Below are 20,144 nucleotides of genomic sequence, written 5' to 3'. Positions count from 1 at the left end.
GGTATCGTAACACGTATGGCAAGTTCAGGTCAATTTGCGTATGGCCCAAAAACCTTAATCCAGCGCCGTAATTACCTTCTCTGCCACAAGAACGTAATCGGAGCCTTTGGACGCCTTGATATAGAAGCCCACACGGTACTTTCCGGATTCCTTGAAGTCATAGGTGAACTCTGAAGTCGGGAACCAGAAATCCTCCTTCTTCGAGCCGCCGAGCTCCTGGGACTGAATATCTTTCGCATTACCCGAAGGGTCAGTAATCGCCACCTTCACAGCTGCGATTTCATCAGTCAGACTGTCCACCTGGGTCAGCACCTTGATCTTGAGCTTGCCCACGTTGACATTGCCAAATACCTTATCACCGTTGAACAATACGATCTGTACATTCGGTTTGAGGATCGTCACTTTGCCTGAGCCGTCCCAGCTGACGACACCTCCGGCCTCCCTGGCGGGAATATAGGCCTTCCCGTCAATCAGATAGCCCCCGTCGGCCATCTCCTTTCCATTGCTCCACACTCTAAGCTTTTGATTTACAGAATCCGCAAATAATAATGAGCCTCCCATCAGGGAAAACACAGCCACGCACAGAGCAATTTTTTTCCATCTCATCGTTGAGACCCTCCAAGTAATTCATGCTGTTAATATATACTACATATACAGCTACAAGTTGCGGAGGAAACAGGTAATAATTTCATTATCCCGGTTAAAATAATACTATATTTAGATAATGCCTTTCTGCCCCGGCAGCAATAAACCATTGGAGGAACTCTGTATGACTGTACAACTGCAAATGCTTGGCACCGGTGATGCCCATGCCACTAACTACTATAATAATAACGGGCTGCTGCTCAGCCCGGGTTATACCTTGATGATTGACTGCGGGACGACGGCACCGCTGGCTTTGGAGGCGGCCGGACGTTCGTTCCGTGAGATCGATGCCGTATTGATTACCCATACCCATAGTGATCATGCCGGCGGTCTTCCTGAGCTCGCGAGGCTCACGCATGCGGGCTCCGGCCGGAAAATGACTCTGCTCGCAGCCGGGCCGTTAATAGAGTCTCTCCGGGAGAGTTACCGGAAAAGCCTCACCGGGAAGTATGGTTCTCCCCGCTCACTGGATGAAGCGTTTGAAGTAAAGCCGCTGGAGCCCGCCACACCTCACACCCTTTCGGCCGAGGTAACGCTGGAATTGATCAGCACACCGCATATCCGCGGAAAAGCAAGCTACTCGCTGCTGCTGAACGGGGATATTTTTTACAGCGCCGATATGATCTTTCAGCCCGAATTACTCCTGAAGCTCGTCCGCAGGCAGGGTGTCCGCAAAATCTTTCATGAATGCCAGCTGACAGGCCGGGGTACAATCCATACATCGCTTGAAGAATTATTGACTTTGCCGCAGGACGTACGCCGTTTGATCAGCCTGATGCACTACAGCGACCAGAAGCCTGAGTTCGAGGGCAAAACGGCCGAGATGACCTTTATGGAGCAGCATGCGGTTTATCCGTTGTAAGTACTAACGGCCTTTCGGTTTCGGCAGAGCTGCATTCTCCCCCCGGATCTTCAGCACCACCCAGTACACTGCCGGGATCAGCTGCATGCAGATGGCATAGGTCGGCCAGTATACTGTCATAAAATGAAGCAGCTCAGCAGTATTGTCGGCAAAATGGATCGAATAGCCCACCACGATCGCCGACACTGAAAACGCAAGCGGCTTGTAGTCATGAAGCGACAGCAGCCGGGCCAGACTGATTACGGCAGCATAGATCAGAAGGCTGATTTTGAGAAGCAGCGCCGGGATGTAAAGGATAGTCAGGAACGGGTCCAGCGTCTCGATGAAATCGGCGATGCGCATGCTTCGTACATATTCCATTACCGGGTAGGTCAACCTTCCGGCCAGCTCCGGCCCGAAGGCCAGCATGCTTGGGACAAGATAAGACAAAATGAGGATTACGGAGAGTACTACGCCCCATAATACCATCCGCCTGATTTTGATCTGATGCTTCAGATGCGGATAAACAAACAGAATTACGAAAGCATCCCCGAACCAGGGGGTCGCCTGCAGCATTCCCGCTGCTGTGCGCTTCAGCTCGAAATTGGTGATGAACGCCCGGAGCATCGGCGCCTGAAGCTCGATGCCAAGCAGGATCGGCGTAAGACTAACAAGCAGAATCAGATTGACAAAGAAGATCACCTCTGCAATTCTTGCAATCGCCTGGATTCCTGCACGCACAGTCAGCGCAACCGCAGCACCCAGGATAATGGCGATGACTGTCTCGGGTGTTGTCGGCAAATGATTGATCATCAGGAAGTCCTCGACATTGCGCATGCTCATGGACGCCCTGTGGAGCAAATATACGATAAGCAGCAGCATCAATGGGATGTGGACCCATTTGCCTACGATATATTTGCCGAACACGGCAAAATACTCGCGATTATTCCTGCGTGCAACCGCCGTACCGATCAGAATAAGGATCATCCCCGTAACACTCCCCAGAATCACCGACAACACGGCATTATAGGAAGCCGTTTTGATGATCGGGGAGATCAAAAAGCCGGCATTCTCTGAATAAAGATAAATCGTCAGCAGCATAACGAACTGCGAGGCAGATACATGCTTCACACTAGACTCTCCTTACTGGCGTTTATTTTCCCAGGACGGCTTCGATAATCAGATTGGGATTCAGCGCTCCGGGCATAAGGGCGGCAGCCAGATTATACACCAGAGAAAGCAGCATCACCCCAAATACTACGACGTAGGTGCGCAGCTTTCTTTGCTTAATCTTTAGGTACAAGACTTCAAACATAAAGATCAGCAGAAACAGCAATGAAACGGCGGCCACATCCATCCCTCCAGCTATTTTTTCTGGGCGCCCAGCAGACGTATTACGGCTTTCGTCTGTATATCCAGCCCGATCCGCTCCTTATAGACACTGCTCCAATCCTCCTTTACCTTCTTCCATTCTGCCGGATAGTTCCAGGCGACATACGCGCCGAGCTGAAAAGCATCGCTGCCCGCTTCGCGGGAAGCCTCAAAGGCCTGACGGATTCTCGATTCTACTTCATCGCCCAGAATCCTTTCAAGCTCCCGTATCGAATCCGGCTCCGTCGTGTCCAGCGAGGAATCGGAGGAATCGATAATACTCTCTACATCAAGCTTAAGGGTATATTTAAATTTACCGTCCTGCAGCTTTAGACTAATCCGCGACTTGGCGCCGATCACCAACAGGCTAATTAGCTTTTTATCTGTCGGGGAAGGAAAAGTAATGATCGCATCTTTGATATTGCCCCGCAGCCACATGGCTCCCCTGGTCTTAAATAAATCCAAACTACTGATCATACGGTTATCCTGGAAAAGCGCCGAACCGAGCACCCTGATCTTATTCCCCTGGGATGTGTCCGGATTTGGACTGACATAAGCCAGAATCATGCCTCTCCCGTATTCGCGGGCAATCATGAAATGCTTCACGCTGCCAACCACAATTTTTTTGCGGGCGACCAGCTCACGGAATATTTCACTCGGAAATTTTTCAATCTGGGTTGGGAATTGCGAGATATCCTCAGCTTTTCCTTTGGCCACCAGGATGTAGGTTTTAAGCGGAATCGACGGTTTACGGTTCACAAAATCCAGCAGCGGCTCAACGCCCGTACGGGCATACCCTTCGCTCATCACAATGACTTTTACCTGTCCCCAGAAAATTTCACGCGAAATATTGGTCTGGATGTTGCGGTAAGCCTCCGAGATATCACGCCCTTCCCCTTTAACAGTGGCATAAGGTGTGGACGAGCTGGGAGACTCCCCTCCTGCCCCGGAGGATATCTGATTTGGCTTGGCGTAGCCCAAAGTGAGCTGTACCTTGCCGTCCACTGGCTCATCTATGAACAGGGCCACTACCAGCAGCCGGTCATTGATTTCGATTCTGGACCAGCAGCCGGTGAGCACGAGGGACTGCATAATAATGAGCAAGAGCAGCGGGAGTATTCTTTTGTGTACCAGAAGACCGCTCAATCCTGTTCATCCCCATTTTCGTATAATTGGCTCTTCAGCCTTCTTGTCGGGTCGATTCCATATACGGAAGGACGGTTTTTCATCAGCTTCCATGGCGCACGGATAAAGGTATCCTTAATATCTTTCCATTTAAAAGGTGCTACCGGAGCCAGATACGGCACTCCGAACGAGGTTAAAACCACCAGGTGAAGCAGCACCAGATACATCCCGATCGACAATCCAAGCAGACCGAAGCTCCCCGAAAGAATCATGATCGGAAAGCGGATCAGCCGCAGCGTCAGGCCCAGACTGTAGCTGGGTACAATAAAGGAGGAAATCCCCGTCAGTGAGACGATAATTACCATAGGCGATGACACGATTCCCGCACGGACGGCCGCCTCCCCGATTACCAGCGTGCCGAGTATGGATACCGCCTGCCCGATTGCCGAAGGGATGCGGATACTGGCTTCCCTGAGCCCTTCGAAAACAATTTCCATGATGAACGCTTCAAACAGAGCCGGGAACGGAACGGGCTCACGTGCCGCAGCAATACTGAACAGCAGACTGGCGGGTACCATCTCCGGATGATAGGTAGTCAGCGCAATATAAAAGGACGGGGCCAGCAGGGAAACAAACATGAACATCGCTCTGATCCAGCGTATCCAGGTGGAGGCGTAGGAGCGCTGGTAATAGTCTTCAGGCGATTGGAAAAAGACAGGAAAGGTAACCGGTGCGATCAGCGCCATTGGGGTTCCGTCGGTCAGGATAATAATCCGTCCTTCCAGCAGGGCAGCAGCAGCCGTATCCGGCCGCTCTGTATTCTGGATCTGCGGGAACGGGGAGAACGGGTGATCCTCAATGAATTCCTCCAGATAGCTGCTCTCAAGCACACCGTCAATTTCAATTTTGGACAGCCGGTGCTGAACCTCCTCCACAAGCTCCGGCCTGCAAATCCCCTCCATATAAATGACAAGCACTTCCGTACGGGTATGCTTCCCTATATAGCTGCTCTGAATCTTAAGCTCCGGACTTCTGATTCGGCGGCGAAGCATCGTAACATTGGTGCGGACCTCCTCGATAAAAGCTTCACGGGAGCCGCGGATCACTACCTCATTCTGTGCTTCCGATATACTGCGTTTCTCAAATTTGGCGTATGGATAACAGATCATGCGCGGTTCACCGGCTATAATCAGGACCGCCGCACCTTCCAGTACATATTGCAGCGCCTCCCCGCACTGCCCGGTAACATTACAAGAGGTAATCAGCAGACGGCTGAAATCAACAGCCTGTCCCTTAGCCTGACTATCCGTTCCGCCTTCTCCAATAATCGGGTTGATCAAATCCTCCTGCAGCAGCTCCAGATCAACAATCCCGCCCAGAAATACCAGGGCGTACTGCTGTCCGCCAGTCCCCGAGAAGGTTCTGAACACTGCATCCACACAGTTGTCCAAGCGTTCCTGGAACCAGCCAAGCCGCTGCTCAAGCGAAGCTCCGGGTTCAGACCGGTCAGCCTGGGCTGTTTTCGGAGACCTGCCGGCGGTTGATTTAGATTTACGGAATAATGAGAACATCTGCAGCCTCCCCCGGCAGTTTTAATAACCACATTATCCGCCATTTCCCATTGAACTATACGACAAGCCCCCCATCAAAGTGAGTCTTTAATTTCGGTGATTACTAAGGTACTTACCGGGAACCCAAAGTAAAAAAGACCGGACACACGCCTGTTAGAGCGCATGTCCAGTCTTCATATACGTTGATGTCTTTAAAATTGCGGCAGCTGATCCAGATTATTCGTAGGATCCCCGTCCGCATCACCGCGGATATACATTTCGCCGTCTTTCCCTTTGAACACGTTCACGCCGGCAATACTGCCGGCCTGAACCTCCTGCAGCGCCTGCTGATAATCTAGTACACGTCCAGAGGAAGTCTGAAACTTCAGCAGATCGCCGTCACCATTTCTCTGCGCCGCTACAAAACGTTCGCGTTCATTGTTGATCACTGCGGATTCTCTCCTTCGCGTTTGGATTCGCCTTATGGCACACAGGTAGATTTCCCTCCGCTGCGAAGAAGTATGTATCTTCAGCTTCTAGAGCTTCTAGAGCTTCTAGAGCTTCTAGAGCTTCTTCTGCATTCTGACATGCAGAATGCCAGCATCATAGAACGGCTCATCCGAGATAACCTCATATCCCTGCTTGGCATAGAAGTCTTCAGCCTGGCACTGCGCATCCAGCACCGAGAACACAAGTCCCAGCTCCCTGGCGCGCTCTTCAAGCGCCATCAGCAGGACACGGCCGTATCCCTTGCTCCGGTATTCCTTATGCACAGCGATCCGCTGCATCTTGGCAGAGCCCGCTTTATAGTAAATCAGCCTGCCGGCAGCTACCGGAACACCGTCATCCACAACCAGCAGATGATGCACCTGATCGCCGATTACATCGTATTCATCGATCTCCTCTTCCGCCGGAACCTGCTGCTCCTCCACGAAAACTTTTTTGCGTATGTCCAGCCCCATCTGAAGCTGTTCCTCAGTTGTTACATGTACGATTTCCGCTGCCATGTTCTCTGCTTCTCCTCTCTATGTCAAACGACAGTTGAATTATTATACAGAATTTTCGAATATCTGTATAGGGAAACTGCTGTCCGCCAAAAGACCGGTTTATCCGCAGGTTTAATCAGCTGAGTACACCTCATCAGGAATGGAACGGTCATACACATCCCGTATTACCGGCGACACCGTTCGATCCAGGGGATCCAGGTTGCCGCCCAGTTCGGTCATACTGTGTACCGGTGCAGCCTTCGGTGCCTGATAAGCAGCCGTACAACCGGTAAGCACCAGCAGCAGCGCCGTACAGAGGCCTGTAATAATATTCTTACTGGCTTTGTGCATATGATTCTCTCCTCCTAATCAGATCTGCTGTTTCCAGCTTTGACGTTTAGTCAGGATATTAAACTTATGCTTGACTTCAGCTGCAGCCGGTATTAATATATCCATTAATTAGGATATAACAAAAGCTAGGAAGAGAAAGAGTACCTTGGCAATTCTCTCACAGAGAGCTCCGTCCGCTGAAAAGGAGTAGAGAAAACCCACGGGAATATGGTCTCTGAGCTGCGCACCGAAACCCTTTGAACGGTTGTAGGCTGCGACGGAACCTGCATCCGTTAACATGCTAGGGTATACCCGTCTGACCGGCGGCGTACCTGAAGAGGTGAATGCCGCAAGGCATTAACGAAGTTGGGTGGTAACACGTGAGCACAGGCTCCCGTCCCTTTTGGGGACAGGAGTCTTTTTTGTTGTTCAAACAATTGAATCAGCAGGAGGAGAAGAACAAATGGCAAACATTTTTATCGGCGGGGCCTGGCCTTACGCCAACGGCTCCCTGCATCTTGGCAGACTGGCAAGCATTCTGCCCGGTGACATTCTGGCCCGGTACCACCGGGCTGCCGGCGACAATGTGCTGTACGTATCCGGCAGTGATTGTCACGGAACACCGGTGGCGGTCCAGGCCGCCAAGGAAGGGGTTTCTCCGGGAGAATTTGCCGGAAGGTACCATCATGAGTTCGTGGAGTGCTTCAGCAGGCTGGGCTTCACGTATGATCTGTATACACGCACAGATCAGCCGGACCATCACCGGGTCGTCCAGGAGCTTTTTCTCCAGCTGCTGGACCAGGGATATCTGTATACCAGGTCCACGCTGCAGTGCTACTGCGAGCAGGACCGGCGTTTTCTCCCGGACCGCTACGTGGAGGGGATCTGTCCGCACTGCGGACAGCCGGCGAGGGGTGATCAATGCGATTATTGCTCAGCTCTGCTTGATCCGGCCGATCTGCTGGAACGGGTCTGCAAAATCTGCGGAAGCCCTCCTGTACTGCGACCTACCGAGCATTATTATCTTGCATTGTCGAAGCTGCAGGATGAGCTGGCTGCTTACGCAGATGCCGGAATCGGCTGGAGGGAGAATGCAGTACGGCTCACTAAGAGGTACCTGGAGGAAGGACTACAGGACCGTGCAGCAACCCGCGATCTGGATTGGGGGGTAGATGTGCCGGTCAGCAGCTTCAGCGGCAAAAAAATCTACGTCTGGATCGAGGCGGTCAGCGGTTATTTGTCCGCCAGCAAACAGTGGGCCCGGCAAACAGGCGGGAGCTGGGAGGACTTCTGGCTGGAAAGCAGCGGTGACAGTACTCCCGGCCGGGACATCCGCGCCTATTATGTGCACGGCAAAGACAATGTGCCGTTCCACAGTCTCATTTGGCCCGCTATTCTTACTGGCGCGGGCGGACTGCATTTGCCGGACCGGCTGTTTGCCTGCGAATACATGACCCTGGAAGGCCAGAAATTCTCCACCAGCCGGAACTGGGCGGTCTGGGTTCCCGATATACTCAGCCGCTATCAGCCGGATTCTCTCCGCTATTTCCTCATAGCGAACGGTCCCGAGAAGCGGGACACTGATTTTTCCTGGAGGGAATTTATTTATAGCCATAACAGTGAGCTGCTCGGAGCCTTCGGAAATTTCGTCAACCGGACCCTGGCCTTCATTAATAAGGCGTTTGCCGGCCGGGTGCCCCAGGGAGAAGCAGATCCGCTATGGAGCGATGCGATTAATGAATCGTATCTGCAAGCCGGAAAGCTTATTCAAGCAGGCCGGTTCAAGGACGCGCTTGAGGGCATTTTCGCAACAGTCCGCCAGGCTAATAAATCCTTCGACGAGCAGAAGCCCTGGGCAACCTTAAAGGAGAATCCCGCAGCCTGCAGCCATACCCTGTATAACAGCGTACAGATTATTGCCAACCTGGCTAACCTGTTAGATCCCTTTATTCCTTTTTCCTGCGGCCGGATCCGCTCCTTCCTCTCTCTTGAGCAGCCCTGCTGGCACAGCATCTCCGTACCTGCGGGACAGACCATTCAGGACCTGACCCTGCTGTTTGAGCGGATTGATCTGGAGCAGATCGAGGAAGAGACAGAGCGGCTTCAAGCGCAAATGACCGGAGCCGGTTAGATGTGCAAAATAAACATCCGGGTATAGCCCTGAGACCCATTCTTATGCCGTCCGGAGCACTTTCCGGTCGAACATTTATACAGCTCCGGTCCTGCCCGGCTGCATCTCCAGCAAAAACCGTTTCACTTCAGCCACAAGCACAGGAACGATATGCGGGTACGTCACTTCTTCCGGAATTTCTGTGAAGCTTTTAATTTCAGCCATTTCATATTGCGGGATCTGCCCGAATCTCCGGACATCCGCCAGATAGAGCTTGCCGAAGCTCTCGGGCACTCCCTGAATAGCTACCGAATACACACAGACCGGAGTCAAGGAAAACTCCTCTGCACCGGTCTCCTCATACAGCTCCCTGCCCGCAGCAGCATCCGCCGGTTCACTCGGCTCAATATGTCCGCCGGCGAACTCCCAAGTAGTCCGTTCACGGTGCCTGGCCATGATCCACCGGCCATCCTGCCTTGCCGCAATCACTACATATTTGAGCAAGGCTTCCTCTATACCTGTTTTATGTATCGTAACTTTCACCGGCCGCCCACCTTTGTCATCATAATGATTATAAACGAATTCCATTATATAACAGCCGGTTTTTAGCTGTCGCGCTCTTTTCTCATACGAAGATACATTGGGTTCCGGCGACATCCGCCGTCTGGTGCTTACAGGACTTTAAGTGTCCTTTCGTTTTAGTTCAGCCAGCCGTTCCCATTGCTCCCGGGTCTTGTCCTCCCCTTTGTAATAATCCACCCGGTCTGCCGACTGGTACAGCTCTTCATAGGGTAAAATATTGATTTTACCCGAATCGGGGTATTCCGCTACATCCAATCCGTTATTGGTACGCAAATCAAAATACCTGCACGGAACCTCCGTATGATTATACAGCTGGTGCGCCCCTTCCGGTCCGGTCTCAAAAAACACAATATCCCCTGCACTCAGCTCCTGGATTCCCTCCGGTGTTCTGAGCATGGCCTTCCCCTCTATCATTACAAAAATCTCTTCTGCATTTCTATGAAAATGAAATGGATAGGAGTACTTTCCGGGATCGAGTGAGCGGATATCAAAAATGAGATGCTAAATTTACATTCAGAAAATAATAGTTGCCATCAGCTGACATGCTGTGGTATTATAAATTTCGTTGCAGGACGGTAGCTCAGCGGGAGAGCACTATCTTGACAGGGTAGGGGTCATGGGTTCGAACCCCATCCGTCCTATACGTGAGAAGCCTTATTTTATAAGGCTTCTTTTTTATTGTACTTCTTCGTCACACGGATGTGTACCTTCTGAAGGCATATACGGTAATCATTCACAGATTAGGCTAATGTGCATAATATTATCGTAAATCCTTTTAATATTGGAGGTTCATACTCATGTATAGCTTTTATCCGGTGCATAACGTTTATCCGGTTCTCCGCAGTTCAACTTTTGTGCCCGTTTGGGCTACCTCAACTCAAGAAGCACTTCGTTTAATGAAAGATTCTGTACAAGGGGAACGAAATGATGAGCTCTTCTATGATCAACTCATCCGGCTTGCCCCCGACCAGGGACAGGTTGATGTGATCATCTCCATCCGGAATGACGAACGGATGCATAATCAAATGTTCCGGCAGATGTACAGAGAAATTACAGGACAAGAAGTGACTGGGGTAAGCAACGAAATTCCTGAGCAGGCCGATTCGTATATTTCCGGGTTACAAAAAGCCTTTCAAGGAGAATTGTCAGCAGTTGAGAAGTACCGGAAGATATGGTTTGGCCTGCCGTATGGTGTCTATAAGGATACTTTGTATGGCATTATTCTTGATGAACAAAAGCATGCAGCCAAGTACAATAATCTGTTAATACAAAATTTAGCTGCTAAACGGTGAATACCATTCATGAATCTTCAGGATATTAAAATAGAATACGACCTCATAGTCAGCCTCGGCTCCTCCTGCGCACCTGCCATTAATTTGAGACGATACGGCCTCCGTAAGTTCTCCATGCCTCTGGACTGGATGATCTCTGCTTCACTGAGCGATGTGACCCGTTTGATAAAAAGCCGCTTTAACCGCTTTATGGCTCTTGAAAATCTGAGCAGGCTGGATGAGACTCATTTTTATCTAAACGACGGAAATCCGGTGTATGACGGCTCTGACGGTCAGAGTCTTTCTAAATCCTATTTGATCAGGGATTCCGAGTATAACATCATATCCGCACATGATTTTCCGATTATCTCGAATGCGGATTGGCGTTCCTTCTATCCGGCCTACAGGCAAAAGCTTGACCGCCGCATCACGCGCTTCTGGGCCAATCTGCTGCTTAGCAGTAACAGTCTGTTTATCCGTTGGTCTGCCAGCTATGAAGAAGTATATGAGCTCCGGCATCTTTTATCCACATTGCTTAAAGGGAGAAGCTATACGATTCTGATTCTTAACCCGGTAGAACATTTAACTCTTACCCGAGAACTGCCGTGGGGTATGGAGCATGTGTGCGCACTCGAGGTTCCGGGGGACATGAACGATTATTCGAACTGGGATTATATACTGAACGGGATAAGACTGAAGTAATAGTTACTCCGCTATTCAATTACCGGCTTACCTTACCGGAATTTGCTCCCGTGTCATAAAAAGCCACTGCAGCAAACAATTGCTGACAGTGGCCTTTTACAATCTGCTCGCCCTCCCCTCACTCCTGCAGCTTATGCTCGAAGAAGTCTTTTAACCCGGCAGATTGGACGGAAAAATGCTTTTGGCTCCGCTTATCCGTTATTGTGGCGTAGATTTCCCGTTTGTCATAATGAACCCGGATCGACCGCTGTACGTTCTTAATCAACCTGATGTCAATTTCAAAAGCCAGTGTGCGTTCAGCATACGGAATTTCATTCACCGCAGACTCAGGAATTGAATTAAGCATAATTCTGACCTGATCCGTCTCCTGTTCATTCAGCTCGATGTAACGGTTCTCACCATTTAGTCCGTCACTGTAGATCCACATCCCTGCCCCGGCAACCTCATCAGCCCCGAGCTGCTCCCAGCCGATTGATGGTTCATTAAGCAAGCGGTCCACCGCGCTGCCGCCTGACCAGATTCCCGCCGCACCTGCGATACATACTGCAGACATGAGGGCGACGGACCCTCTGCTGATTCTGAGATAACCATATAATGTGTATAATAAGGCCGCTGTAACAGAAGGGATGACCAGAAAGGTCAGAAATCCCGATTTCAATGAATAATCAACCACAGCCTCCAGTGTGAATAAGACGTCCGGATCCTTAATATAGGAATACAGAAACGGGATGTACAAGCTGATAATGAAGCAAAACGGCACTATCATCCAATACAATCGCAGACCGCTTTTGTCATGAACGAACCGGAAGATCCTGTATAGTAGTGCCGGATACAGTATAGCCGCTGCTAGCACTAATATTACTTCCACGTTAACCCTCCCATTTTAAACCATATATTAACCAAGAGAACCCTATGGTGTACAGCTACATTCTTCTCTTTAAAATATCCCCATCCAGCACAAAAACAGCCGGCGCACCTTTTTCTTGAGGATTCCACCCCTGCTCTGTAGCTTGAGTAATGAAATACGCGGCATCTTTAGGTCTGACGATTTTCTGATTTTCTTGGTTTGTTATGTTATTTCAGCAGCTAATCTGCTTTAAAATATATTTCGCGGCGACGCCCATCTTTCCTTCTATATTCCTTACTGCTTCCGTTTTTATGAGATACCTGTGAGTGCAAATGTTGTGGTACAATTCACATTGCAGCTACACTGATTTTTTGGAGGAACCATATGAAAAAAGTTGAAGCGATCATCCGTCCTGAAAAGCTTAGGGAAGTCATCGACGCACTCCGCACAATCGAGGTCACCGGATTCACTGTTACACAGGCACAGGGGCGCGGCCAGCAAAAAAACACTACCGGAGTGTACAGAGGCAAATCGTATACCGTCAATCTGCACCACAAAATCAAGCTGGAAATCGTCGTGTCTGACCATAAAGTGGACGAGACGATCAAGACTATTATTGATACGGCCCAGACAGGGGAAATGGGGGACGGGAAGATTTTTGTGCTTCCGCTGCTTGAGATGTACAACATCCGGACCGGCAAAGCTGACGAAACCATTGATGAGTTAAAACAAAGCGATATGTAGAAAAGTACAAACTAACATTGTCTTTTAGCTAAATTTGGTGTAAGTAAACATAACATTTGATGTTGACATTTTCTGCCCTCCCCTTATATCATTACTGTGTTGTATATGTGACAGGGAGGGTAACATCATGAATGCCGGAACGGATATCGCTTTAAATACGGTTTGGGTTGTGCTGGCTGCGGCTATGGTTGTGTTTATGGAGGGCGGCTTCAGCCTGCTCGAGGCGGGTTTTGTGCGGACGAAAAATGCGGTGAATGTCACCATGAAGATTTTTGTGGATCTTACCGTCGGGGTATTGGCTTTTTTTCTGGTTGGCTTCGGAATCATGTTCGGAAAGGACTTTGCCGGCCTGATCAGCTTCGATTTCTGGGGGGCTTCACAGTCTCTGAATATAGATTTAAACCTTCCGTTATCGGCTTATGTTCTGTTTCAGATCGGCTTCGCGATTGCTGCCATCTCTATCATTTCCGGGGCGGTAGCGGAGCGGATGTCTTTTAAAGCCTATATACTTGTTGCTTTATTCGTAGCAGCGGTCCTGTATCCGGTCTCCGGCCACTGGGTCTGGAATCCGGAGGGCTGGCTGGCCCGCCTGGGCATGAAGGACTTCGCCGGATCGGCGGCGATCCATGCGCTCGGCGGTGCCGCAGCCTTTGCCTTTGCCAAGGTGCTTGGACCTCGCAGGGGCAGATTCAATACGGATGGCAGCGTAAACGTATTTGCCCCAAGTAACATTCCGCTTGCTTCAGCGGGCACCTTCATTCTCTGGTTCGGCTGGTTCGGCTTCAATGCCGGAAGCACGCTGAATGCAGCGGATTCCAGCCTTTCTGTTATTGCTCTGAATACGATGCTGGCTGCAGCTGCCGGCGGTACATCGGCCATGATTTTCACCATGTTCCGCTTCGGCAAAGCTGATCCGAGCATGACCATGAACGGCGCGCTGGCCGGTCTGGTCGGCATCACTGCCGGATGTGCTTTTGTCAGCCCCTACTCCGCTATTGTGATCGGCCTGATTGCGGGTGTATTAGTTATTTTGGGTACACTGGCCATCGATAAAATGCAAGTGGACGATCCGGTAGGCGCTGTTGCGGTACACGGAATTAACGGCGCCTTCGGAACAGTGGCTGTCGGTCTCTTTGATACACAGGAAGGTCTGTTTACTACCGGACAGTTTCACCAGCTCGGTGTACAGCTGTTAGGTGTGGTGGTTGTAATGGTATGGGGTTTTGTCATGAGCTATGGCGCGGCCAAACTGATTCAGCGGACTGTCGGACTACGGGTGAGCGCTGCCGAGGAAGAAGAAGGTCTGGACATGGCTATGCACGGCATCCCGGCATACAACGAGCTTGAACGGTTCAGCGATCAGCCCGGAATTGATGAAGCCTTGCTGCTGCGGACCGGCTCGGAGGATTAATCTGAAGTTATAACCGGACCTGTAACAGGAATATTCAAACCTACCAAACAACCCCGCTTCGGAAATGGGCAACGGCTGCCATTTCTGCAAGCGGGGTTTCTTTTTTATCTATCTAAATAGTATACGTGCCGGTTTATCCTCTACGGATGCGTTGCACTGTTATTCCTGCATTCTCTAAGGAGCTGCGGATTGCTGAGGCAAATTCAACGGCATGATGACCATCGCCGTGCAAACAGATGGTTTCCGCGGCTATAGCTACATCTCTTCCGTCCGTCGAGCGGACCTTGCCCTCCTGTACCATTCTCAGTACCTGGTGCAGCGCCTGTTGTTCATCTGTCACCAGTGCATCCGGCCGGCTTCTGGGCGTTAACGCCCCGTCATTCTGATAAGTGCGGTCGGCAAAAACCTCGCTAGCCGTGCGCAGTCCGGCCCTGTTACCGGCCCGGATCAGCTCGCTGCCGGCCAGACCGAACAGAATCAGCGCCGGCTCAATCCGGTACACGGCCTCGGCAATCGCCTCGGCCAGACCGGCGGAAGCTGCAGCCATATTGTATAACGCACCGTGCGGCTTGACATGCTGCAGCACGCCCCCTTCTGCCCGTACAAACCCCCACAAAGCTCCCACCTGGTACACTGTGAGCTCGTAAGCCTCCCGCGGAGTGATTCTCATCTCCCTGCGCCCGAATCCCGCGAGATCCTGCAGGCCGGGATGCGCGCCGACTGCCACTTCATGCTTCAGTGCCAGCAGCACTGTCTGCGACATGGTACCCGGATCACCGGCATGGAAGCCGCAGGCAATGTTCGCTGAGGTTATGAACGGAAGGATCTCTTCCTCCCTTCCAAGCCTGTATGCACCGAAGCCCTCGCCCAGATCACAGTTTAAATCTACAGATTTCATTGGCTGTAGCCTCCAGTATGTATTTTGGCAGACTGTTACACATGCTGCAGCACTAGCCGAAGCCGGCGCAGCTCAAGCTCCCGCCGCAGCAGCTGCTTCTGCGCTTCTCTCAGCGTGACGAGCCGGAAACAGATCCGGCTGCCAGGGGGTGCCTGCGCAAGAAGCGGCAGATCTGCCGTAATCACCTGGGCCAGCTTCGGATAACCCCCGGTTGTCTGCCGGTCCGCCATCAAGATGATCGGGCCACCTTCGGCAGGCACCTGGATCGTCCCAAAGGTGACTGCCGCTGAGAGCAGACTCTGTTCCAGTACCAGTGACAGAGCGCTGCCGGACAGACGGTAGCCCATACGGTCCGATTCGGGGAGGATCGTATACGGTTCAGACAAAAAGCGCCGGCGGCTTTCAGAGCTGAACATTTCGTACTCTTCGCCCTCAATTACCCGGATTACCGGAGCTTTCGGATAATCAGGAATCATCGCCGGCACAGGATACCAGGCAGCGATAGCTGCAGCCTCCGCTCCTGAATTACCGGCAGACTGCCCTTCAAGCTGTCTGTTATTCACACGCTCCCTGACTACCCTCTCGGCACCCCGCCCCCGGGTCAGCCGTTCTGTCCAGGCTGCAGCCCTGCCTGAAGGCGTGCCGACAGGCAGCACATCGCCGGAGCGCAGTGCCCGGCCCTGATGGCCGCCGATTCCGGCTCGCAGGTAGGTTGAGCGGCTGTTCAGCTGAACCGGAACATCGATTCCTCCGGCAACGGCGAGGTAAGCCCTGCATCCTCCGGGCAGGCGCCCGAAATGCAGCCTTGCTCCCTTGGGCACATGGGCTGTCCGCCAGAGCGGCAGCGGCTGCCCGTCCAGCAGCGGCGCTAACCCGCCGCCGCAGACGGCAATAAGTGCAGGAGCGGCAAATGTAATTTCCGGTCCAAGCATCGTCATTTCCAGCCCGGCTGCCTGCTCTTCGTTGCCAACCAGCAGGTTGGCCATTCGCAGAGCATAGCTGTCCATCGCACCGCCGGCAATTACTCCGTATTGCTGATAGCCGTATCTTCCCAGATCCTGGACAGTGGTTAACAGACCCGGCTTCATAATCAGCAGACTCATAGCCTATCATCCTTCCAGGCCGAGAACTCACTGTACGAGACCGGATAGAACCGGACGAGATCGCCGGCCTGAAGCCTTACCGGCGGAACCGCATCCGGCCTGAACAGGGCAACCGGTGTCCGGCCGATCAGCTGCCAACCTCCCGGCGTCTCCAGCGGATAGACGCCGGTCTGATCACCCGCTATCCCGACCGAGCCCGCAGGGATAGCCAGCCGAGGCGAAGGGCGCCGCGGAGTGGAAATCGCCGGAGACAGCCCTCCGAGATACGGAAAGCCCGGGGCAAAACCAAGCAGATACACCAGATAATCAGCCGATGAATGAATATCAATAACCTCCTGTACCGAGAGCCCGTTATGCTGCGCCACAAACTCCAGGTCAGGACCGGTTTCACCTCCATAGCACACAGGAATGCTGACTATTCTTGGAACCGGATCAGCCTGTTCCAGAGCGAGCTTCAACATCTCCTCCAGCAGGACAGCTACTATTGGAAAGGGATAATATTCTTCTCCTTGGGCGATATACTGCGGATAGGCTCTAAGGACAGCCGGGCCATCGTAATATACAGCAACCGAGTAAAAGGAAGGGACAAATTCAATCATCCCTGTAAAGGGAGCGGACACCAGCCTGCTGCAAACCGCCCTGACACGGCGGTGGGTCTGCGGACTGATCGCTGCCTCAAAGATTACTGACACGGCCGAATCACCTAACGGGATAATCCGGGGCAATCCTTCATCCGTATGCTCTTGCAGATGAAATACATGATCTTCCGCCTCGTTTTCCAATGAGAACCTCCCTTTCCGCCCACGTAATAATCCTTATTATACCGGATTATCCTCTATCGAAAAATTATGATGAACCAGCCTTATGCCAGTACCTGCAGCACATCAGCAATTTTACGCTGATGGGACATCACACCGTAATTCATCCAGGCCATAAAATCCATCTCATAGACACAGCCGCTGCGTACAGCAGGAAGCTTCCGCCAGAGCGGGGTTTCAAGCAGCTCACGGCCTTCCCCCATTTGCCGGTCAAAGGTAATAAACAGATGATCTGCCGTCAGCTGCGCCAGTGCCTCATGGGTGAGATTTACCTGCTTCCTTCCCCGGCACAGCTGGCGGACCAGGTGATGCGGCTGCAGTCCAAGATCTCGGTGCAGCACCTCTCCCGTGTAACCCAGCCCCTCGCATCCATACAGCATAATTCCGTCTGAATAAATCCGTAGCACTGCTACAGTCTGTGTGCCTGCGGAACGGCTAAGCAGCTGTCTGGCCGCACGGGCCTTCTGGTCATAGTTGCTGATTACCTCCTGTACACGTCCTGTCAGCCCGAAAATCACAGCCGCCGATCGCAGTGTAGCACGCCAGTTCTCCTGGTGAAACGGAAGCTTGAACAGTGGTGCCACCTGACGGCATTCCTCGAGATGCCAGCGCTGGAAACCGTCGTCGAGCATAATCAGCTCAGGCGTGTAACGGAACAGGTCCTGCCAGTCGCCGGTGGATATATCAAACGCCGGTATATGATGAAGCCCAAGATAATCCTGCTTGCCCCAATCCGCGTGGCAATACTGTGCAACAGGCGTGATACCCAGCGCCAGCAGATAATCCTCCAGAAACGGGGCGAAAATCCGTGTTCCTTCCTGGTATAGGCTCCGATACTTGCCTGGTGTAACCCCGACACTTCCTTTAAAACGCCGGCTGAAATAGTACTCATTACTATAGCCCACCGCCAGAGCAATCTCATGCAGACGGTCTTTACTCATCAGCAGCTGTTGCTGTGCCCGTTCTATTCTCAGTCCGTTAAGGTATTCCAGCGGAATCTGGCCGGTCTGTTCTTTGAACAGTCTGGTAAAGCGGCTGCGCCCCAGACCGGCAATCTCCGCCAGACCGTCTACTGTTACCGTTTCATTGAAATGCTCCTGCATATATTGGATAGATCGCTGAACCGCAGCCTGCTCATCCCCGGGCACGGCGGCACAGGGATTGGCACGCATGAGCAGCAGCAGTAATTCCTGGAACCGGCTATGGGCCGCAAAGCGTTCAATTTCCTCCGCGCTCCGCTGGCTCTGAAGAATCGATTCCAGCAGCAGAATGATTTGCGGGAAGGGACGGCATTGTAATGGACCAGGCTGCAGCAGCCCGTCCTCAGACAAGCTTTGCATAGCAAGCACCCTGTTTTGACCGGCCGCAATAACTTCGAAATGAAGCAGGTAAAAGCTCAAGCCCTGCTCCCCTGCGCTGATCTGGTCCACTGCTCCGCGTTCAAACAGGAATCCGGCCCCCTTGTCCAGCAGGTAACGCTGCCCGTCCGTTTCAATCCAGCCTTGCCCGTCTGTGACTATAATCAGAGCCGGAACCGGAAACAAGCCAGCTTGATTATTGTCTGACAAAGAACGCGTTGCCGTCTCTATACTATTAAGATTGTATAACAGCTTGTAAGGGTACGTATGATCCAATGCCCTTTCTTCCATTGCTCCACCTCCCAACTGAGAATCATTTTCATTACTCCAGTGTAAAACAAAAAAGAAGGCCTATCAACCACGCTGATAGACCTTCTTCAATATATTTTGCCGCCAGGGGCTAACCTTATTTAACTATAGCCTTAAGCAGATCGTCCAGTTTCATGGAATTGGCTGTAATAGCCCCGGACTGCCAGTGTGAACGTTCCATTTTATAGATATTTCCGTTCTTCACTGCCGGAATGTTCTTCCAGAGCGGTCCGTCTAGAATAGTCAGGGCATCCTGATTCTCAGCCGAATCCCAGTTCCCGTTATCCAGGAACACAATAATATGATCTGCGCCCAGCTCCGGAATCACCTCTTCAGAAATAATCGACTGGTATTCCGTCATCTCGGCAGACATATCGACTGGCGTAAGCCCGAACTGGTCATAGATTACACCCGTGTACCGGTTTTTGACGCCGAATAAGGCAAATGACTTATCAGCTACATTAAGCCGGATTACGGCGACCTTTTCCTGGCCGATTGCCTGCTGGAGCTTGGCTTTGCCGTCGGCTACTTTGGCGTCATATTCAGCCAGTACACTCTCCGCTTTTTCCGGAATGCCCAGAGCATCCGCAATTGCAGCAAGCATCAGCCTGGAATCCTGAAGAACCGCCTCAGGCAGCCGGTAAGTCGGTGCTACCTTGGAATAGTTCTCGTAGGCTGTCTTATCTGCACCCCCGTCAAGAATAATTAGATCCGGATTCTGGTCCAGCAAAGCCTCCATACTGCCGGTTATATCAAATTCAGGAACGTCCAGTCCGAGATAATCCTGCTTGCCCCAGCTAGGATGATACCATTGCACCACCGGTGTAACGCCAAGCGCCTTCAGATAATCCTCCACATAAATACCCGCAATCCGCTGCGGATTCGCCGGAATTTCTACATCGCCGAATTCTCCGGTAACAGTACGCGTTACGCCTTCATCACCGCCGGTGCTATCAGTTGCTGTAGGTGTATTACCATCAGGTGTGCTGCTTGCTGCTGCCTCTGCCGCATTCTCTGTCTGCACGGCATTTCCGCTGGCTGCGTTGTCATTTGTTCCGCAGGCTGCCAGAACCACCATCATCATTATGAGCATAGCTGCCCAGATATATTTCCGACCCCGTTGTACCATTGAACTCTCCACTC

General features: G+C 51.8%; 22 protein-coding genes, 1 tRNA gene and 1 other annotated feature. Of the genes, 7 read left to right on the top strand and 16 right to left on the bottom strand.

Translation table 11 applies throughout. The features are described from left to right. Positions 1-54 precede the first annotated feature (54 nt). The gene (locus AC4G46_RS13375; protein ID WP_491128367.1) at positions 55-606 is read right to left on the bottom strand and encodes a copper amine oxidase; all 552 of its coding nucleotides are present in this window, start codon (positions 604-606) and stop codon (positions 55-57) included. 163 nt (positions 607-769) lie between these two features. On the opposite strand from AC4G46_RS13375, the gene AC4G46_RS13370 reads away from it, so the two are divergent. Next, positions 770-1,507, top strand: a complete 738-nt coding sequence (locus tag AC4G46_RS13370; RefSeq protein WP_491128366.1) for an MBL fold metallo-hydrolase — start codon at positions 770-772, stop codon at positions 1,505-1,507. A 3-nt stretch (positions 1,508-1,510) separates the two neighbouring features. On the opposite strand, the gene AC4G46_RS13365 is transcribed toward AC4G46_RS13370, so the two are convergent. The 7 genes from AC4G46_RS13365 to AC4G46_RS13335 all read right to left on the bottom strand — a co-directional run bounded on the left by AC4G46_RS13365 (position 1,511) and on the right by AC4G46_RS13335 (position 6,869). Continuing rightward, a complete protein-coding gene (locus tag AC4G46_RS13365; RefSeq protein ID WP_491128365.1) occupies positions 1,511-2,617 on the bottom strand; it encodes a GerAB/ArcD/ProY family transporter in 1,107 nt (368 codons plus the stop codon). Between the two features lie 22 nt (positions 2,618-2,639). Continuing rightward, positions 2,640-2,801, bottom strand: a complete 162-nt coding sequence (locus AC4G46_RS13360; protein ID WP_491128364.1) for a hypothetical protein — start codon at positions 2,799-2,801, stop codon at positions 2,640-2,642. Between the two features lie 50 nt (positions 2,802-2,851). Then, positions 2,852-4,003: a Ger(x)C family spore germination protein gene (locus AC4G46_RS13355; RefSeq protein WP_491128363.1), complete on the bottom strand. Its 1,152-nt coding sequence runs from the start codon at positions 4,001-4,003 to the stop codon at positions 2,852-2,854. Then, entirely contained in the window at positions 4,000-5,553 is a 1,554-nt protein-coding gene (locus AC4G46_RS13350) for a spore germination protein (RefSeq protein WP_491128362.1), read from the bottom strand. Before AC4G46_RS13350 ends, AC4G46_RS13355 begins: the two co-directional genes overlap by 4 nt. Positions 5,554-5,744: 191 nt before the next feature. Next, complete coding sequence (locus AC4G46_RS13345) at positions 5,745-5,981, bottom strand: DUF3892 domain-containing protein (RefSeq protein WP_068723548.1); 237 nt, start codon at positions 5,979-5,981, stop codon at positions 5,745-5,747. A 114-nt stretch (positions 5,982-6,095) separates the two neighbouring features. Next, positions 6,096-6,539, bottom strand: a complete 444-nt coding sequence (locus tag AC4G46_RS13340) for a GNAT family N-acetyltransferase (protein ID WP_491128361.1) — start codon at positions 6,537-6,539, stop codon at positions 6,096-6,098. Between the two features lie 111 nt (positions 6,540-6,650). Then, positions 6,651-6,869, bottom strand: coding sequence for a hypothetical protein (locus AC4G46_RS13335; protein WP_491128360.1), 219 nt, complete (start codon positions 6,867-6,869; stop codon positions 6,651-6,653). A 118-nt stretch (positions 6,870-6,987) separates the two neighbouring features. Further along, positions 6,988-7,253, top strand: a binding site (T-box leader). 58 nt (positions 7,254-7,311) lie between these two features. On the opposite strand from AC4G46_RS13335, the gene metG reads away from it, so the two are divergent. After that, positions 7,312-8,979: a methionine--tRNA ligase gene (gene metG / locus AC4G46_RS13330; protein WP_491128359.1), complete on the top strand. Its 1,668-nt coding sequence runs from the start codon at positions 7,312-7,314 to the stop codon at positions 8,977-8,979. A gap of 75 nt (positions 8,980-9,054) precedes the next feature. Here the strand turns inward: metG and AC4G46_RS13325 are convergent, their stop codons facing one another. Both AC4G46_RS13325 and AC4G46_RS13320 read right to left on the bottom strand, forming a co-directional pair. Beyond that, positions 9,055-9,501: an NUDIX hydrolase gene (locus AC4G46_RS13325; protein WP_491128358.1), complete on the bottom strand. Its 447-nt coding sequence runs from the start codon at positions 9,499-9,501 to the stop codon at positions 9,055-9,057. 138 nt (positions 9,502-9,639) lie between these two features. Next, positions 9,640-10,026, bottom strand: coding sequence for a cupin domain-containing protein (locus AC4G46_RS13320; RefSeq protein ID WP_491128871.1), 387 nt, complete (start codon positions 10,024-10,026; stop codon positions 9,640-9,642). Between the two features lie 83 nt (positions 10,027-10,109). Between AC4G46_RS13320 and AC4G46_RS13315 the strand changes: the two genes are divergently transcribed. The 3 genes from AC4G46_RS13315 to AC4G46_RS13305 all read left to right on the top strand — a co-directional run bounded on the left by AC4G46_RS13315 (position 10,110) and on the right by AC4G46_RS13305 (position 11,513). Then, positions 10,110-10,181 (top strand) — tRNA-Val (locus AC4G46_RS13315). Positions 10,182-10,337: 156 nt separating this feature from the next. Further along, positions 10,338-10,832 (top strand): ferritin-like domain-containing protein, encoded by a 495-nt coding sequence (locus tag AC4G46_RS13310; protein ID WP_491128357.1) that lies wholly within the window; start codon positions 10,338-10,340, stop codon positions 10,830-10,832. Between the two features lie 9 nt (positions 10,833-10,841). Continuing rightward, positions 10,842-11,513 (top strand): DUF1796 family putative cysteine peptidase, encoded by a 672-nt coding sequence (locus AC4G46_RS13305; protein WP_491128356.1) that lies wholly within the window; start codon positions 10,842-10,844, stop codon positions 11,511-11,513. A 118-nt stretch (positions 11,514-11,631) separates the two neighbouring features. Here the strand turns inward: AC4G46_RS13305 and AC4G46_RS13300 are convergent, their stop codons facing one another. Further along, on the bottom strand, positions 11,632-12,381 hold the full coding sequence (locus AC4G46_RS13300; protein ID WP_491128355.1) for a hypothetical protein: 750 nt from the start codon (positions 12,379-12,381) through the stop codon (positions 11,632-11,634). A gap of 363 nt (positions 12,382-12,744) precedes the next feature. Between AC4G46_RS13300 and AC4G46_RS13295 the strand changes: the two genes are divergently transcribed. Beyond that, positions 12,745-13,104 (top strand): P-II family nitrogen regulator, encoded by a 360-nt coding sequence (locus AC4G46_RS13295; RefSeq protein ID WP_491128354.1) that lies wholly within the window; start codon positions 12,745-12,747, stop codon positions 13,102-13,104. Between the two features lie 127 nt (positions 13,105-13,231). Further along, positions 13,232-14,515 carry an ammonium transporter gene (locus tag AC4G46_RS13290; protein ID WP_491128353.1) on the top strand — a complete coding sequence of 428 codons (1,284 nt, stop codon included), beginning with the start codon at positions 13,232-13,234 and terminating at the stop codon, positions 14,513-14,515. Positions 14,516-14,648: 133 nt separating this feature from the next. Here the strand turns inward: AC4G46_RS13290 and AC4G46_RS13285 are convergent, their stop codons facing one another. The 5 genes from AC4G46_RS13285 to AC4G46_RS13265 form a co-directional block, all read right to left on the bottom strand. After that, positions 14,649-15,413: a LamB/YcsF family protein gene (locus tag AC4G46_RS13285; RefSeq protein ID WP_491128352.1), complete on the bottom strand. Its 765-nt coding sequence runs from the start codon at positions 15,411-15,413 to the stop codon at positions 14,649-14,651. Between the two features lie 35 nt (positions 15,414-15,448). Continuing rightward, entirely contained in the window at positions 15,449-16,516 is a 1,068-nt protein-coding gene (locus tag AC4G46_RS13280; protein WP_491128351.1) for a 5-oxoprolinase subunit C family protein, read from the bottom strand. After that, complete coding sequence (gene pxpB / locus AC4G46_RS13275) at positions 16,513-17,298, bottom strand: 5-oxoprolinase subunit PxpB (RefSeq protein ID WP_491128350.1); 786 nt, start codon at positions 17,296-17,298, stop codon at positions 16,513-16,515. The genes AC4G46_RS13280 and pxpB overlap by 4 nt, the downstream gene beginning before the upstream one ends. Before the next feature lie 80 nt (positions 17,299-17,378). Continuing rightward, complete coding sequence (locus tag AC4G46_RS13270; protein ID WP_491128349.1) at positions 17,379-18,983, bottom strand: helix-turn-helix domain-containing protein; 1,605 nt, start codon at positions 18,981-18,983, stop codon at positions 17,379-17,381. Positions 18,984-19,098: 115 nt separating this feature from the next. Continuing rightward, positions 19,099-20,130 carry an ABC transporter substrate-binding protein gene (locus AC4G46_RS13265; protein ID WP_491128348.1) on the bottom strand — a complete coding sequence of 344 codons (1,032 nt, stop codon included), beginning with the start codon at positions 20,128-20,130 and terminating at the stop codon, positions 19,099-19,101. Positions 20,131-20,144: the final 14 nt, after the last annotated feature.

It is taken from the genome of Paenibacillus sp. fava2, assembly GCF_058313675.1.
Note: the sequence above shows the minus strand (reverse complement) of the source record. Positions and strands in the feature narration are given on the sequence as shown.

Bases quoted from the DNA above. Each gene is read 5' to 3' on its own strand.
- AC4G46_RS13375 (WP_491128367.1), bottom strand. From the start codon at position 606: ATGAGATGGAAAAAAATTGCTCTGTGCGTGGCTGTGTTTTCCCTGATG.
- AC4G46_RS13370 (WP_491128366.1), top strand. From the start codon at position 770: ATGACTGTACAACTGCAAATGCTTGGCACCGGTGATGCCCATGCCACT.
- AC4G46_RS13360 (WP_491128364.1), bottom strand. From the start codon at position 2,801: ATGTTTGAAGTCTTGTACCTAAAGATTAAGCAAAGAAAGCTGCGCACC.
- AC4G46_RS13350 (WP_491128362.1), bottom strand. From the start codon at position 5,553: ATGTTCTCATTATTCCGTAAATCTAAATCAACCGCCGGCAGGTCTCCG.
- AC4G46_RS13340 (WP_491128361.1), bottom strand. From the start codon at position 6,539: ATGGCAGCGGAAATCGTACATGTAACAACTGAGGAACAGCTTCAGATG.
- AC4G46_RS13335 (WP_491128360.1), bottom strand. From the start codon at position 6,869: ATGCACAAAGCCAGTAAGAATATTATTACAGGCCTCTGTACGGCGCTG.
- metG (WP_491128359.1), top strand. From the start codon at position 7,312: ATGGCAAACATTTTTATCGGCGGGGCCTGGCCTTACGCCAACGGCTCC.
- AC4G46_RS13310 (WP_491128357.1), top strand. From the start codon at position 10,338: ATGTATAGCTTTTATCCGGTGCATAACGTTTATCCGGTTCTCCGCAGT.
- AC4G46_RS13305 (WP_491128356.1), top strand. From the start codon at position 10,842: ATGAATCTTCAGGATATTAAAATAGAATACGACCTCATAGTCAGCCTC.
- AC4G46_RS13295 (WP_491128354.1), top strand. From the start codon at position 12,745: ATGAAAAAAGTTGAAGCGATCATCCGTCCTGAAAAGCTTAGGGAAGTC.
- AC4G46_RS13290 (WP_491128353.1), top strand. From the start codon at position 13,232: ATGAATGCCGGAACGGATATCGCTTTAAATACGGTTTGGGTTGTGCTG.
- AC4G46_RS13285 (WP_491128352.1), bottom strand. From the start codon at position 15,413: ATGAAATCTGTAGATTTAAACTGTGATCTGGGCGAGGGCTTCGGTGCA.
- AC4G46_RS13280 (WP_491128351.1), bottom strand. From the start codon at position 16,516: ATGAGTCTGCTGATTATGAAGCCGGGTCTGTTAACCACTGTCCAGGAT.
- AC4G46_RS13270 (WP_491128349.1), bottom strand. From the start codon at position 18,983: ATGGAAGAAAGGGCATTGGATCATACGTACCCTTACAAGCTGTTATAC.
- AC4G46_RS13265 (WP_491128348.1), bottom strand. From the start codon at position 20,130: ATGGTACAACGGGGTCGGAAATATATCTGGGCAGCTATGCTCATAATG.